Raw genomic sequence first — 16,479 nt, forward strand, 5'->3', positions numbered from 1 at the left:
TCAAAGCTTAATTTTTAAAATCAAAACGCGTTAGATCGAACGGATCTTTGGTTTTTTTATCGCTTGCCATTAGGTTTTGTTGCGCACGCAATGGATTTTTGAACTGGGATAGACTGTCCAAAGGACTGCCTATATTTTTCATCACTTTTTGTGCCAATGGGTTGTCCTTGACCTGATCAGCCAATAGCTTATTTGCTTGTTCTGTCAGGTTCGACTGAACCCCCTGCTGTAGCATTGGCAATAAAGCCTTTGCTCCACCCTCCTTCAACTGCTTTGCAGTCTCAAGCGTTTTTAACACTGAAGAAGGACTGGTAAAGGATTGACCTAAAGCATTCTTGGCGCTGCTAACCGCATTTTTAAGACCTGTCTCTGCTTTGCCCAATAAGGTTTGCGCATCAGGGTCATTTTCATTTGGCCACATTGGCGGGCGTTTAAAGTCACTGGATTCCGCCCACGGATCACGTTTATCATCTTCAAATACAACTTTAGCTGCACCCGTTGCCAGCCCAGAAACCCGAACAAAACCTTTATCATCCAATTGACCAGAAAACTGCTGACCCAGTGAATCAATAACCTGATAGCCACCCTGTTTCACAAACTCGCCATGTTTGTAATCGTGCAGCAATTCCAGTACCCCTTGTCCGCGCTTTGGTGGTGGTGGCAAACTAGACTGTGCACTAACGCTTGAGCCGCTCATAAACAAATGCTGCCCCGCCTTCACCTCAAACTTGCCACCCGTCACAGGAAAAATACCTGAGCCATTCAGCTTGATTTGAGAACCACCCGCGGTAATTACAATTTCTTTCGGACTGCTAATCTGAATCTGACTTTCAGTGGAAATGATCTGGATGCCTTGTTTGGCGAGCAAATCCAGTCCATCTGACTGTGCCTGAACCTCAAACTTGCCTTTGGCAGCCACCTGCTTAATCCCATTCTGGGCAGCAAACAGGCTGATTCGATTTTGAGCATGACCAATCAAATTTTTTTGCGTACTTAAGTTAATACTATCGCCTGCAATCTGATTGATTTGCCCATCTGCAGATACATGAATATCCTCATTACTGCTTAGACCAATACCTGCTGGCGAATGAAGCAACAACAACGCTTTATTAAATTTGGCAATCTTTGCTTCAATCTGTTCTGCAAATTCTTTTAACTGTTCTAAAGATTCAATTTCATCAGTTTGCTGATTTTTGGCGACTTCACTTAAAGCTTTGGCATTGTTCTGGTTGCCTTCTAGCTGTTGCTTGGCAGGTTCTGCATCGAGATGCTCCCCTTGGGCCTGATCCTGCTTTTGAGTACTGAGCAGTAAACCATTGCCTGCACGCACTGCACCCCATTGATCGGTCCGTAGCTCAAAACCCTCACCCCGATCTTCACTTTCAGCCTTATCTTTTGGATGGCTGAGTTTACCCAGATTCAGTTGAGTGGCGGCATGACTACTTTGTAGTTGCGCACTGATTTGTCCCGTGGTGTCATCAAAACGTAGTTGGTTAAACCCTTCACCTTGGTATTCTTTGGATTTAATCCCTGCCAGTTTCTTGGTATCAGGCAACTTGCCCACATGGTCAAACTTAGTCGGACTACGCTGTGCTTCATGAATCCGCCCAACCACAAAAGGTCGATCAATATCACCATCAAAGAAATCAATCACCACGATTTCACCAATCCGCGGCAAGAATCGTGCACCGTAGCCTTCACCTGCCCACGGCGTTAATACATCCACCCATGCAGAGTCAGTATCATTGTCATTGGCACCTGCACCACTATCATGACTGTGGTCATCTGCTCGGGTAAACAGGAAACGAACTTTAATCCGCCCCCATTCATCCACATAAATTTCGTCACCGCTTGGCCCTACTACTTTGGCACGTTGTGGATGTGTCGCAGGTCGATGTTGTAGCGGGTTATATTCAGGAACCAGACCAATATTGCGTCGTTGCAATGTCAGTTGATTGGCTTGCCGCTCATCAGAAACCACATGCTGAAAAGGACTGCTTTGCCAATTGCTTTGTTGAAGCAAAGCTGCGACTTGATCCGTTAAATCTTTAGGTAGGTTATTTTGGTTATAGAACGTTTTTGAGCTGATCAGAAACTCTTTGTCTGCGCCATCATGCTGATCAATTTCAGGATGTTCATTCAGTTCAAACCAATAGCCCACTGGGGTATCGCGAACAGTCGATGTCGCAATAAACTGCTTGGCCTGTGAATCATAATACTGGCTTAAGTTCTGATTCAGTTTTTCAATTTGAGCATTGCCCGATTTGGTGGCGCCATCCTCCCCCTTTAAATCCTGAATCCAAGCAGGGGAAAAATGCCATGCCTGTTCTAACGCAAGCTGTTGGTTATCATGTAGATCGCTATGCTGATGTTTACTCTGAACACTGCCTGCGCCTTCTTCTTGCTCCAAGGCATCGGCTTGCCAACGCTGTACATGCACTGCACTCGGTTGAAGGGTACGCTGCGCTACAAATGCGGTGATGCTGTCCTGTGTTTCGGTTGCACTACTGCGATGAAAGCGGATATGACGGCGCTCTAGGGCTTTATATTGATTATTGTCATCAATGAGTCTGAGTTTCTGCGGCTGAATCTGTTCGCTGGAACTAGATACTTTCAGTTGTGCTTCATCAATCAACCAGTTAATCGACTCTGCTCGCATCAAACGTGTCAAAAAGTCGTAATCAAGTTCATTGGCCTGCATAATAAATGGACGAATGTCATATTGTTTGCTTAAGCCACTTAAGTCCAGACTTAAACTGGCCGCAAACAATGGACTTTTAGCCTGCCATTCTTTAAAAATGGTCTGAATCACATCAACGACGGATTTCGCCATAAAAACACGGCTGTTACGACGCTGCTTCCACAAGGCGGTGGGGTCTTGTACACCTAAACGATAAATAGTCAGCGAACCGTCACTGGCGCCGATATCGGCTTGAGTAATAATCCCTGAGATACGCGTCAACTCTGCTTTATCGGTCACAATATCAATGGCAACCTGACTGCCAATAAAGCTTTTTAAAGGAATGACTGCATTGGTCGAAAGACAGAGTAATTGTAGGTCAAGGCCATGATTGAGCTGATGCAGACCCTCAATACGCTGTAAGAAAACTTGATTATTTAAAGATGTGTTTGAAAATTGAGCGTGAATCGCACGTTTTTGTGCTGTCAGGCCCAAGCTTTCTAAAGCTTGAAAGATATTATTCGCCATCTTTTTTTATAGATTATCTGCTTGAATTTAGCGCATTTTACTCAAAATATCGTTTTACTGTCCATACAGAACCGTCTATTTATGACAATTTGCGTCACTTTTTTGTTCGCTTTATATTATCGAGTCAGGGTAATTAAATTTATGCTTTTGAGTTAGATTGTTTTTTACTTAAAATACTTTGATTCACTTTAGCTATTTTTATAATAAACGTTGCTGCAACTTGCACCTATGGCATCTAAAAAATCTTTTGAATAAAGGCCTATTCTGATCGTTAGGCCTTTATTCACGATTAAAAGTTTATTTTCTGCTGTTTAGAATTTGGCACGTAGCGATAAAGTTACATTACGTGGTTCGCCCCAATAAACACCATTATAGAAACCGACCTGTTGATAGTATTTTTCATCAAATAAGTTATTCACTTGTAAGTTTGCACTGAATGACTCGTTGAAGGTATAGCCCATATTGGCGCTTGCCAAGAAGTAAGCATCTTGTCGCACATAACTATCTGAGTTTTTAGGTGCACTGCTCGACTTACTTACCACCTCACTTTGCCAATTCACACCAAAGCCAATATTGAACTTATTGGCGCCGTCCCAGAGCTGTTCAGGGAGTTTGAAATTGGTATAGATTTTGACTTGATTCTGAGGAAGCGTGGTTGAAGCCTTCACAGTTTCTGAACTAATACTGTTCACATAGGTATAACCCGCCGTAATATTCCACGTCGGTGTGATTCGACCGATGGCTTCTAACTCAAAGCCTTCAATTTTTAGGCCTTCACCCGAGGCTTTCATTGGGTCACCGCCATCATCGGTTTTAATACCTGCTGCGATCGCCTCTTCATCACGAACTGCAACATTCTCCTTTTTCGACCAGAACGCAGCAGCGGTTGCCAAAAGTTGGTTATCCAATAAACTGGCTTTTAAACCCGCCTCATAGCTTTTACCTGTTTCAGGATCTAGGAAACTGTTATTGCGGTCTTTCTGGCTGCTTGGATTAAACATATCGGTATAACTGGCATAAGCAGTGACAATATCGTTAATCGCGTAAGTGGTACCAAAGTAAGGTGTGAAAGCATCGGTTTTCACATCACTCTTGGTACCATTCGTTGCCGAATAATCACTATAACGTCCCCCGACAATCAATTTTAGATCATCTGTTAGGTTTAGCTTTAAGGTACTGTATGCACCATAATTACGTTGTTTCGCATCTTTAGTCGAAGGAATAACCGTGTAGCCTGGTTTAGGTGTTGTATTACCATTCCATGTACGCCAATCATTAATCACACAAGTATCACCAATATTATTAGAAGGTAGCGTTACCCCGTCCACTTTCTTGGTACAAGTCAATTGATTACTGGCAATACCGTCAATAGCTCCACCCGGACTATCTGTAGAACGATCAAAGCCATTTCCACCAATCACCAATTCATGCTCACGATTAAATAATTTAAACGGCCCACTGGCGAACAACTCTAAGCTGGTCTTTTTAGATTCAGATGTTGGATATACTGTTGACCAAACCCCAACGCCCGTTCCATCATTTTGGTTAGGAAAACCAGAACCGCCGTAAGACATCAGCCAGAAACTTTTGGACAATGAATGTGAAGCTGCCGCCTTGATCATCCAGTCATTCTCAAATTTATAGGTCAAATCAGCAAATACAGTTTTGTCACTTTGGCTAATGGTATTCCAGCGATTGGCCAAGCTGAAATTGCGCGGTAAATTGGCCAGCGAACCATCTTGATTCCAGTACGGTACAGTTCCCCACGTCGAACCCCGTGGTTGGTTGTCTTGATATTGAAAACCAATACTGCCTGTTAATTTGTCCGTGATATCGGCTTCAACCATCGCCATCGCCGCCAAGGTTTCCAGAGAGTAATAATCCATATAGGATTCTCCCTCTCGACGTGCGGCCATCACACGGCTGCGCACACTGCCATCAGCCGTCAAAGGGATTGAAACATCCGCCTCATTGCGAATGGTATTCCAGCGACTAAATGAGGTGGCAACCGAGCCTGTCAGTTCCTTTGCAGGACGTTTCCGAATCATATTAATGGTGGCAGATGGATTTCCCGTAGATCCTGTTAAACCTGTTGCCCCCTTCACGACTTCAATACGATCAAAGAAAAAACTATCAACCCGTGGGCTATTCTCGCCAATTGGCATGCCATCAATTTGACGATTGCTAATCGCATAGCCTCGCGCAGAATAATTTGAGCGTTCACTATCATTTTTAGTGACCGTGACCCCTGGCGTGGCCGCAAGCACATCATCAATAATATTGAGATTCCGTTGCTCAATCTGTTCCCGCGTAATGACACTGACGGATTGTGGTGTTTCTTTTAAGGAAAGTTTTAGCTTGGATGATGTACGAGATGATTTCGCTTGAAAGCTTTCGCTACCTTCTGTTTTTTCATCCTCGGCTGCAACTTTGATGGTTGGGAGTACGCTTGCGCCCTGTTCTTGCGCCCAAGCGTGATGTGAAAATGCCCCGAAAATCAGAATCGATTTTATCGCAATATTTAAAGCAGATTGTTTAAGCTGATTGTTCATAATGCTACAAATTAATAAATAAGAATCATTATTATTATCAATATCAATACAAAAATAAATGCAGAATTCACAATTACTTAATATTTATTTGATCTTTTGGGCCAAAAAAGGAAAACGAATCATCCATAGAGATCAAGATGATAATCAAATACATCGAAGCACCAATGTACTTCGATTCAGGACAGGAGCTCAGTTAAAATTTTTTTACTTATACTTTCTGTAGTCGATATAAAGTATATTTTTCCAATCTAAACTAGGTTAATTATTATTTTTCAATCAATTAAAGCTCTAATATTGAATCATCCTCGCGCTCTAGAATACGCGGACCTGAGCCCTGCTCTGCCAGAATATCTTCTGGATTACGCAAACGGCATTGTTCCAAAGATAAACATCCGCAGCCAATGCACCAGTCCATTTCATCCCTTAAACGAGTCAGCTTCTGGATTCGCTCATCCAAGTCCTTACGCCAACAGGTCGATAATTCTGCCCACTGCTCAGCCGTTAACTTGCTACCTATTGGGTAAACACTCAATGCTTTTTTAATCTCCTCCAATGAAATGCCAACTTTTTGCGCGACTTTAATAATGCCGATATAGCGCAGCACAGCCAAAGGATAACGACGTTGATTGCCATTGGTTCGAATACTTTTAATCAGTCCTTTGGATTCATAAAAATGTAGGGTGGAAACCGCGACACCACTTCGTTTGGCGACTTCCCCAACCGTCAGCATCCGATTGATATCAATTTTTCGTTCGAGTGTCATGATTCAATATCTCAAGATTACTTTAGGTTTTATAGTGTATGGCAAAGTAGTTTGTCAATTTAAAGCCTCCCATCATGAGTCAGAACAAGCCATTTGCTTAAGCTCAGCTCCATAAAAAATGCAGAAGCATCGACACAAATTGTGCTGACACTCCTGCTAAAAATGCCTTTTTCCAGACTTTAATTTTCGAGCTCACCCCATTGACCTCAATATAACTTGAGGTTTTAGACTACTTGGCACTGCATTATCAAATGCAATTAAGCAATTCATTTTTAATGTTTTTCAGCAGTCAGTCTGAATCTACTCAGGAAATACGCCTATGCCGTACTTCATTAAATCAAGTTTAGAAAGTCAATGGTTATGGATCATTAGCCGGTGTTGTCTGGCACTGTTATTTTTTAGCTCAGGTCTCAGCAAAGTACTGGATGTCAATACTGGCTTTCAGGAAATGCAAGCTGCAGGTTTAGAACCTGCATGGCTGTTTAATTATGCCTCGGCACTGGTTTTACTTGTGGGTGCATACAGTATTTTGTTTGATCGCTACCTTTGGCTAGGTGCTGCACTGCTCTCTGTTTTTTTAGTGATTACAATTGTATTGGTACACACCTTTTGGAATCTGTCTGGGGGACAAGCACAAATCTCGCTTTATTTTGCACTTGAACACATTTCGGTGATTGGTGGCTTAATCGGTACGGCTATTGCCAGCCATTTTCGTCAACAGCTGCAAGAGGTTGGAGTGATCGCATGAAAACCAAACTGCGTATTTTGCTGATTATCAGTATTTTAATTGTGATTGCTGTAGCCACTTATGTTTATTTTAAATCCCGCTCCACAGAGAATGCTTCCAGCTACAGTTATCCACCCGTAAAAGTCGCGCTGACAACAGTCAAACAACAAGTCACACCGCGTATTCTGTCCAGTATTGGTGAGTTGGAGGCTGTACGGCAAGTTCAAGTTTCAGCGGAAACAACAGGCGTGATTGAACAGATTTATTTCCAGTCAGGACAATTCGTCAAAAAGGGACAATTACTGGTTCAACTCAAAACCAATGTCGAGCAAGGCAATTTAGGTCGGCTACAAGCCAAGCTGAAACAGGCAGAAATGACCTATCACCGCACCAAACAACTGATTGATAGCAATGCGATTTCACGTGCGGAACTAGATACGGCGCTAGCCGATCGAGATATGACCCGTGCTGAAATCCAGCAATTGCAAGCGCTAATTGAACAAAAGTCCATTCGTGCGCCCTTCTCTGGGGTGATCGGGATTCGCCAAGTTCATCAAGGGCAATACCTTGAAGCAGGCATCAGTATTGCCAATTTAGTGGATACACAGCAACTGCTTGCCAATTTCACACTGGATGAACAACTGGCGGCACGGTTAAAAACCGGCCAAGCCGTTCAATTAAAAATAGATGCCTTTCCCGAACAAAGTTTCACTGCCGTAGTAAATGCAATTGATCCAATGGTGAGTAAATCTAGAACCATGACTGGACAGGCACTGCTCAATAATCAGCATCAACAATTAAAACCAGGCATGTACGCAAAAATAGAAATACAGGAAGCCAATCTACCCAGTTTGGTCATCCCTGAAACTGCAATTACTTATACCGCCTATGGCAACACTGTTTTTCTGGTGAAACATGGGCCACAAAAACAAACGGTACAACGGGTTGCGGTCGAACTCGGCGAACGTCATCAAGGTTGGGTCGAAGTACAATCGGGTATTAAAGCTGGTGACCAAGTGGTGGTTTCAGGACAAGTCCGACTTAGTGATGGTATGCAAATCGAACCGACGGTGAATAGCCTAGAGCAAACTTCATCATCCCAAGCCAAAGCCAAGCTTTAGGGAGACACTCAGATGAAATTTACCGATCTTTTTGTAAAACGCCCTGTACTGGCTCTGGTGGTCAGTACCCTGATTTTATTGGCGGGTTTATTCTCACTGAATAAATTGCCGATTCGCCAGTATCCTTTATTAGAAAGTTCAACCATTAGCATCAGCACTGAATATCCGGGTGCATCGGCTGAGCTGATGCAAGGTTTTGTCACGCAACCGATTGCCCAAGCGGTCTCTTCGGTTGAAGGCATTGATTATCTCAGTTCGTCCTCAGTACAAGGCCGCAGTGTCATCACCTTACGTATGCAACTCAACCGAGACTCCACTCAAGCCCTGACCGAAGTCATGGCCAAGGTCAATCAAGTTCGCTACAAATTGCCTGAACAGGCATTTGACCCTGTGATTGAACGCTCCTCAGGCGAATCGACCGACGTAGCCTATATCGGCTTTTCCAGTGAACAGCTGTCTATGCCCGAGCTAACCGACTACCTGTCACGGGTGGTTGAACCGATGCTATCCACCATTGATGGCGTGGCAAAAGTTCAAACCTATGGTAGCCAACGCCTTGCCATGCGGATCTGGCTAGATGCAGACCGTTTGGCCAGTCGTGGTGTGACCGCTGCCGATGTCGCTAGTGCGATTCGTCAAAACAACTACCAAGCCGCCCCCGGCCAAATCAAAGGTGAGTTGGTGGTTTCCAATGTCAATGTGTCAACCGAGCTGACCAGTATTCAGGACTTTAAAAATCTGGTGATTCGTAATGATGGGCAGAACCTGATTCGTTTGCAGGATGTCGCCACGGTTGAACTTGGGGCAGCATCTACCGAAACCAGTGCCTCGATGGACGGGCAACCCGCAATTTTTATTGGTTTACAGGCCACTCCAACAGGTAATCCACTGGTGATTGTTCAAGGCATCAAGGATAAATTGCCTGAGATACAGAAAACCTTACCCCCCAGTGTCAAAGCCAATCTAGCCTATGAAACCGCACGTTTTATTGATGCTTCAATTGATGAAGTGCTGCATACCTTTATCGAAGCCCTAATTATTGTGATTGTTGTGATCTATCTGTGCTTAGGTTCACTTCGTAGTGTCTTGATTCCTGTGGTGACAATTCCGCTTTCAATGCTGGGTGCTTTAGGCTTGATGCTGATTTTTGGCTTTAGTATTAACTTACTGACCTTATTGGCGATGGTACTAGCAATTGGACTGGTGGTGGATGATGCCATTGTAGTGGTGGAAAACGTACACCGCCATATTGAAGAAGGCTTGTCACCTATTGCTGCTGCACTGGTCGGTGCACGTGAAGTCGCAGGCCCCGTAATCGCCATGACCATTACCCTTGCTGCGGTCTATGCGCCGATTGGCCTGATGGGTGGACTAACGGGTTCATTATTTAAGGAATTTGCACTGACCTTGGCAGGCGCAGTTTTGGTCTCAGGGATTATTGCCCTCACCCTCTCCCCAGTGATGAGTTCCTATCTGCTGCAATCCAAGCAGGACGAAGGCCGAATGGCCAAAGCTGCTGAATGGTTCTTTGAACGTTTAACTCATGTCTATCACCACTTACTGCAATTTTCATTGCAGCATCGTTGGATCACTGTGGTCTTTGCCGTTGCTGTTTTTGCCAGCCTACCTTTTCTTTATCAACTCCCACAAAAGGAATTGGCCCCACTGGAAGATCAAGCCAGTGTGCTGACCGCGATTAAGGCACCACAACATGCCAATTTAAACTATGCCGAACACTTCAACTATGAATTAGATAAAGTGTTCTGGACCCTACCTGAAACCAGCACCACATGGATTATTAATGGTACGGATGGCCCAGCAGCCAGTTTCGGGGGCACTACCCTATCCACATGGGCTGAACGTACGCGCTCTGCTGATGAACTTCAACAGGAATTACAAGCCAAGGTCGGTGCAGTAGAAGGTAGCAGTATTTTTGTATTCCAAAATCCAGCTTTGCCCGGTTCAACAGGTGGCTTACCAGTACAGATGGTGCTGCGTAGTGCGCAAGACTATGCCACCATTTATCAAACCATGGAAAATATCAAACAAAAAGCACGTGAAAGCGGTCTGTTTGTGGTGGTAGACAGTGATCTGGATTTCAACAATCCGATGCTGAAAATTGAAGTCGATCGTGCTAAAGCCAATAGCTTGGGCATTCGGATGCAGGACATCGGCGAAGCACTCGCCACGCTCGTGGGTGAAAACTATGTCAATCGTTTTAGTATGCTGGGCCGCGCTTATGATGTGATCCCTCAAAGTATCAAAAGCCAGCGCCTGACCCCACAAGCATTGACCCAGCAATTTGTACGCACTGATCAGGGGACATTGATTCCATTGTCTACCGTCGTCCATCTAAATGAACAGGTTGAGCCGAATAAACTGACACAGTTTGACCAGCAGAATGCCGCAACCTTCCAAGCCATTCCTGCGCCCGGTGTTTCTCTCGGCCAAGCTTTAGCTTTCCTTGAGCAAGTCACGGCTGAGTTACCGACAGGGTTTAGCCATGACTGGCAAGCTGATGCCCGCCAGTATATGCAAGAAGGCAATACGCTGTTGTTTGCATTTTTGGCTGCATTGGTGGTGATTTATCTGGTCTTGGCCGCGCAATATGAAAGTCTGGTCGACCCGTTCATTATCTTAATTACCGTGCCCCTATCGATTTGCGGTGCCTTGATTCCTTTGGCACTCGGTTATGCCACCGTCAATATCTATACCCAAATTGGTCTGGTGACCCTAATCGGTTTGATTAGTAAGCATGGCATCCTCATGGTTGAATTTGCCAATGAGTTGCAACTGCATGAAGGACTGAATAAACAGGCCGCCATCCTTAAAGCGGCACAAATTCGCTTACGCCCGATTCTGATGACCACGGCGGCGATGGTATTTGGTCTTATTCCACTACTGTTTGCGACGGGTGCTGGCGCACATAGCCGTTTTGGTCTTGGATTGGTGATTGTGTGCGGCATGTTGATTGGCACATTCTTCACCCTGTTTGTATTGCCCACCATTTATAGTCTGCTGGCACGTCAACATAACCAAAGTTCGGCTCGTGTGCAGGAACTACAGAAAATTGATGCAATGGAGTCTCAAGCATGAATAACGATCCAGTCTTCACCAAAAGCTCCCAGCATCATTCATACAAGCAGATGATCAGCACTGGACTCATCATGGCAGCTTTGGCCATGTCACTCAGTGGTTGCCAAAATCTTAAACCACAACCACCCAACGTCAGTGCTGATATTCCGAACAGTTACGACCATTCGATTCAAGGCAGCTCCATTGCATCCCAAGGCTATCAGCAGTTTCTTGCTGATCCGCGTTTAGTGCAGGTGATTGAACTAGCCCTCAGTCATAATCGTGATTTACGCAGTGCAAGCCTGAATATTCAGCGTGCACAGCAATATTATCAGATCAGGAAAAATGATCAGTTTCCAATGATTGCTGGCCGTGCAGAGCTGCTTCGCCAAGTCTCTCCGACACTTGATCCAAACAATCCCCGTTCAAGCTTGCAAGTTGGCCTTGGTTTGACAGCTTATGAACTGGATTTTTGGGGACGGGTTCGCAATCTGAAAGATGCGGCACTGGATCGTTATCTGGCGACCCAAAGTGCGCGTGATGCCATGCAAATCAGTTTGGTCAGTCAAGTCAGCCAAGCTTGGTTGGATTATGCCTTTACCCATGCACAGTTAAAACTTGCCCAACAAACGCTTGCGACACAATTGAATGCCTATCAGCTCAATCAAAAACGTTTCGATGCGGGCACTGACAGTGAAATTCCCTTACGTCAGGCACAGATCTCAGTCGAAACTGCACGTCATGATGCGGCCAACTATCAAACGCAAGTGCTGCAGGCGCAGAATTTACTCAATCTATTGGTGGGACAACAGCTTCCTGTAGATCTCTTGCCACAACAACCCGTTAAAAACATCAGTACCAACGCAGTTTTAAGCACAGGTTTAAGCAGTGATTTACTCAATAATCGTCCTGACCTCAAGCTCGCTGAATATCAATTGCACGAAGCAGGTGCCAATATTGCGGTTGCCAAAGCTGCCTTATTTCCCAGCATTCGATTAACAGGCTCAGCGGGTTATGCATCGACTCAACTCAGTGATCTGTTTAAATCTGGTCATGCGGTCTGGTCGATTGGCCCGAGTCTGGATCTGCCGATCTTTGACTGGGGTACCCGTCAGGCCAATCTTAAAATTTCAAAAATCGAGCAGCAAATCGCCCTATCGAATTATGAAAAATCCATTCAATCTGCCTTTAAAGAAGTCAATGATAGCCTTGCCACACGTGCCTATATGGATGAACGGATTACTGCACAACAGCGCCTAGTCGATGCGACCAATCGGAACTACAAACTGTCTAATACCCGCTTTCGTGCAGGGATTGATAGTTATTTAAGTGTCTTGGATGCACAACGCTCTCATTATGCTGCTGAGCAAAGTTTGCTATTGCTGGAACAGGCACGGCTCAACAATCAGATTGAACTCTATAAAGTATTGGGTGGAGGCTTAACACAATAATCACCGCAACGGGTTTTAAGAATGGCTACGGCTGTTCTTAAAACCTCATCCAACCAACCAAAGATAAGCTAGGCTAATAACCGGAACCAAAAGAGCAGCCTATAATCGAGTTAAGCCGATGTTTTATTTCTTATTTGTGAATCATTGTCTATTTTTAAGATCAATCAGCGATTTATATAAATGTTAAAAAATTAAAATGAACCGTTTAAAAAGTCTAAAACGTGAAGCTTATGTCTTTGCCAATGTCGCTTGAATAAAATCACCAATCTCATCTAAGGCCTGTTCAGATTTTTGCACAAAGCGATTAAACATCTGAAAGTTATGCCACATATTTTCATAGACATGCAGATGAACCTGCACACCCGCTTGTTGGGCACGCTCAGCCAGATTGATCGCATCATCCACTAAAATCTCTTCACTGCCTGCTTGAATCAATAACGGTGGAAGACCATTTAAATCAGCAAAAATAGGTGAAATACGTGGATCATTAGATCGTAATTGCCCGCGATATCCATCCCCACCCCGTTTTAAAGCATAAGCACGAATCATCGGATCTCGTTTGGCATTTTTAAATACCGAAGCTGAACTCAAAGTAATATCCACATAGGGCGAAATCATGATCATCCCAGCAGGTAAAATCTGCCCTGCCTCTCTTAATTCCACCGCGAATGCTAAGGCCAAAGCACATCCACCAGAATCTCCACCCAAAATAATTTGCTCAGGCGTCCAGCCATCACTCAGTAAATGTTGATAGACCGACCTCACATCCTCCAATGCCGCAGGATAAGGATGTTCAGGCGCACGTCGATAATCCAGCATATATACTTTGACCTTGGCCCGTGCAGCCAATTCGGTAGCAAGTGCTCGATGGGTTCGTGATGAACCTGCAAAAAAAGCACCGCCATGACAATGCAATAATATCCCTTGCACCTCACCCGCAGGCCTTGCCACTTCGACGGGAACAATACGTTGATCCCGTGCATCTCTTAATTTAATCTGCTGTATAGCAACATCGGCTCTGGGTTTAAAAATACGTGATCCAAGCTCCATTGCACCACGCAAGATCGGAAAAGGTAAAGCCAGACCACTGGCCAGCTTAAAACTCAGCCGCAAGCCCAGTTTCACGCCTGTTTCAATCAGCTTTTGCTGCATCATATGCTCCTGTTGATGGCATCACCGAGTCATCATTTAACTGGCTTTTTGATCCATTTTAGACTCAGTAAAACCAAGTACATAATCATTCAGATCGCATTGTGCCAAGCGAGCACGCATCTCAAAGGTGGTCCATGGCCATAAAGTACTGTTACGACCATTCCGATCGATAAAGTAGCTGCTGCATCCACCGGTATTCCACACCGTATTCGTTAATGCCGCTTGGATTTCATCATTGTATTGCTGCAATACCTCAGCACGAATTTCAACAGTTTCAATCTGCTGCGCCTGTACTTTTTTCAGCATATCCAAGATATATGCCAATTGTGCTTCAATGATGATGAGTGCCGATGAGCTGACCGCAATATTAGGACCAAACATGACAAAGGCATTTGGGCAGCTTTCGACCACCGTACCAAGGTAGCCTTGGGCACTGCCTTGCCATACTTCGTCCATGCTTTTACCATGTTTATTACGAATCTGTTTGGCAATTGGCGGATTACTGACTTCAAAGCCTGTACCAAAAATAATCGCATCGACCTCATGTTGCGATCCATCACTGGCGATCAAAGTATTGCCATGCACTTCTTCCACCCCACAACGCAATACCTCTACATTCGACTTTGCCAATGCTGGATACCATTGATTGGACTGTAATACCCGTTTGCAACCGATGGTAAAGTCAGGCAATAGTTTTTCTCGTAGCGCAGGATCTTTCACCCCTAAGCGAATATTCAATTTGGCTAAGCGTTCAATCTGGCTGACCAGTTTTGGATGGTGCATACTGGAATTTAAGGATTCAAATACGCCATAAACGCCATAACGGGTCAAACGCTGAGTGACTGGAAGTACTTTAAACAGTGCCTGAGCAAGTTTTGGTAGGCTTTGATCCATTTTTGGCAATACCCATTGTGGGGTACGCTGCAGTAAAGTGAGTTTCTCCACTTGGGCTTGAATCTCAGGTACAAATTGAATTGCAGATGCACCTGCACCAACAACGGCAACCTTTTTACCATTTAAGTCAACATCATGATTCCATTCTGCCGAGTGGAACTGAGCCCCTTTAAATGTCTCTAAACCTTTAATCCTAGGCAATACAGGTTGTTGCATTGGCCCACCCGCCATAATCGCAAAACGGGCATGGATAAGGCCATGATTGGTTTTCACCACCCAATGTTTAGCCTGATCATCCCAAGCACTTTCCAGCATTTCATAGCCAAAGCGTACATACTTTTGCACATCGAATTGCTGTGCAACATGTTGTATATAGGTCTTAATTTCTTGTTGCTGTGCAAACACCCGACTCCATTGTGGATTCGGTGCAAATGAATAGGAATATAACGCCGACGGCACATCACAAGCACAACCTGGATAAGTGTTGGCACGCCAGACACCGCCAATTTCATCGGCTTTTTCCAAGACCACAAAATCTGTAAAACCTGCTTGCTGTAACTTAATGGCTGCACCAATCCCTGCAAAGCCAGCCCCGATAATCACCACGTGAAATTTTTCGATCTTCGCCATGAGTTTTAATCCTTATTTTGTCTGTGCCAATTGGCTTAAACGTTGGCTATATGCTTTGCGATCATTCTGATCCAAGCCTTTTAAAATACGATCATCTCCGATCAGTTTTCGGAATCCAGTATTCAACCAATGCGGGACCAATCCATAGGCTTTCGGGGTATGGGTTAAATAATTCGGCACCGCAATTTCAGCAAGATTATGTGCGATGGCTTGAATAATCGCATTCGCCACATCTTGGGGTTCTACCGTCGGAATCGGCAAACTGTCTCCAGTTCCAGACGACAACTCAGTCAAGACTTTGGACGGTAGCACTGCCGATAAGCCAATCGGCGTGTCTCTAAGCTCTTGTTGCATCGATGCGGTTAAACCCACCACAGCAAATTTGGTCGCGCAATAAATACTGGCACCCGGAATCGGATATTTACCTGCTAGCGAAGCCACATTGACGATATGCCCTGTTTGTCGCTCCAGCATTTTGGGCAATACCGCTTTCATACCATGAATCACTCCACGTAAATTGATATCAATTTGCGCATCGGTAATGGCTTGGCTTTCCTCGACCATCGCCCCCATTGGCATAATGCCAGCGTTGTTGACCAAGATATCGATGGGACCCAATTGCTTTTCAATCTGCGCAATGAGGTCATGAAATGAGTTCTGTGAACGTACATCCAAATAGCCGCCAAAGCCTTGCACTTTAGTGGCGGCTTGCTGAGCCAACTCTAGATCAATATCGCCAATCGCCACTTTGGCGCCAAGTTTCCTAAAGGCAACGGCGGTGGCCAAACCAATCCCTCGTCCACCACCGGTAATCAGCACCACTTTGTTTAAAAAATTGTATTTTTTTCCCATGTCCAGTTCCTTTCGCCAGTCAAAAAACCACCAATTCGGAATATAATGTCATTT

General features: G+C 44.6%; 10 protein-coding genes. 4 read left to right on the forward strand and 6 right to left on the reverse strand.

From position 1 onward, the window contains the following. Positions 1-7 precede the first annotated feature (7 nt). From WA352_RS13520 to soxR, 3 genes are all read right to left on the reverse strand, one after another. Positions 8-3,208 carry a type VI secretion system Vgr family protein gene (locus tag WA352_RS13520; RefSeq protein ID WP_033133559.1) on the reverse strand — a complete coding sequence of 1,067 codons (3,201 nt, stop codon included), beginning with the start codon at positions 3,206-3,208 and terminating at the stop codon, positions 8-10. Positions 3,209-3,519: 311 nt separating this feature from the next. Next, complete coding sequence (locus WA352_RS13525) at positions 3,520-5,760, reverse strand: TonB-dependent siderophore receptor (protein WP_033133558.1); 2,241 nt, start codon at positions 5,758-5,760, stop codon at positions 3,520-3,522. A gap of 280 nt (positions 5,761-6,040) precedes the next feature. Next, positions 6,041-6,523, reverse strand: a complete 483-nt coding sequence (soxR, locus tag WA352_RS13530) for a redox-sensitive transcriptional activator SoxR (protein WP_033133557.1) — start codon at positions 6,521-6,523, stop codon at positions 6,041-6,043. 319 nt (positions 6,524-6,842) lie between these two features. Between soxR and WA352_RS13535 the strand changes: the two genes are divergently transcribed. The 4 genes from WA352_RS13535 to adeC are packed head-to-tail and all read left to right on the forward strand — an operon-like array spanning position 6,843 to position 12,897. After that, on the forward strand, positions 6,843-7,271 hold the full coding sequence (locus WA352_RS13535; RefSeq protein ID WP_033133556.1) for a DoxX family protein: 429 nt from the start codon (positions 6,843-6,845) through the stop codon (positions 7,269-7,271). Beyond that, positions 7,268-8,371 carry an efflux RND transporter periplasmic adaptor subunit gene (locus WA352_RS13540; protein WP_033133555.1) on the forward strand — a complete coding sequence of 368 codons (1,104 nt, stop codon included), beginning with the start codon at positions 7,268-7,270 and terminating at the stop codon, positions 8,369-8,371. Before WA352_RS13535 ends, WA352_RS13540 begins: the two co-directional genes overlap by 4 nt. A gap of 12 nt (positions 8,372-8,383) precedes the next feature. Further along, positions 8,384-11,467: a MexW/MexI family multidrug efflux RND transporter permease subunit gene (locus WA352_RS13545; protein WP_033133554.1), complete on the forward strand. Its 3,084-nt coding sequence runs from the start codon at positions 8,384-8,386 to the stop codon at positions 11,465-11,467. Further along, the gene (adeC, locus tag WA352_RS13550) at positions 11,464-12,897 is read left to right on the forward strand and encodes an AdeC/AdeK/OprM family multidrug efflux complex outer membrane factor (protein WP_096089475.1); all 1,434 of its coding nucleotides are present in this window, start codon (positions 11,464-11,466) and stop codon (positions 12,895-12,897) included. Before WA352_RS13545 ends, adeC begins: the two co-directional genes overlap by 4 nt. A gap of 228 nt (positions 12,898-13,125) precedes the next feature. Here the strand turns inward: adeC and WA352_RS13555 are convergent, their stop codons facing one another. The 3 genes from WA352_RS13555 to WA352_RS13565 are packed head-to-tail and all read right to left on the reverse strand — an operon-like array spanning position 13,126 to position 16,425. Continuing rightward, positions 13,126-14,049 (reverse strand): alpha/beta hydrolase, encoded by a 924-nt coding sequence (locus tag WA352_RS13555; protein WP_033133553.1) that lies wholly within the window; start codon positions 14,047-14,049, stop codon positions 13,126-13,128. A 36-nt stretch (positions 14,050-14,085) separates the two neighbouring features. After that, a complete protein-coding gene (locus WA352_RS13560) occupies positions 14,086-15,573 on the reverse strand; it encodes a flavin-containing monooxygenase (protein WP_336142910.1) in 1,488 nt (495 codons plus the stop codon). Positions 15,574-15,585: 12 nt separating this feature from the next. After that, positions 15,586-16,425 carry an SDR family oxidoreductase gene (locus WA352_RS13565; RefSeq protein ID WP_033133551.1) on the reverse strand — a complete coding sequence of 280 codons (840 nt, stop codon included), beginning with the start codon at positions 16,423-16,425 and terminating at the stop codon, positions 15,586-15,588. Positions 16,426-16,479: the final 54 nt, after the last annotated feature.

Source organism: Acinetobacter sp. 102, from assembly GCF_037028485.1.
In the GTDB taxonomy this organism is placed as follows: Bacteria; Pseudomonadota; Gammaproteobacteria; order Pseudomonadales; family Moraxellaceae; genus Acinetobacter; species Acinetobacter higginsii.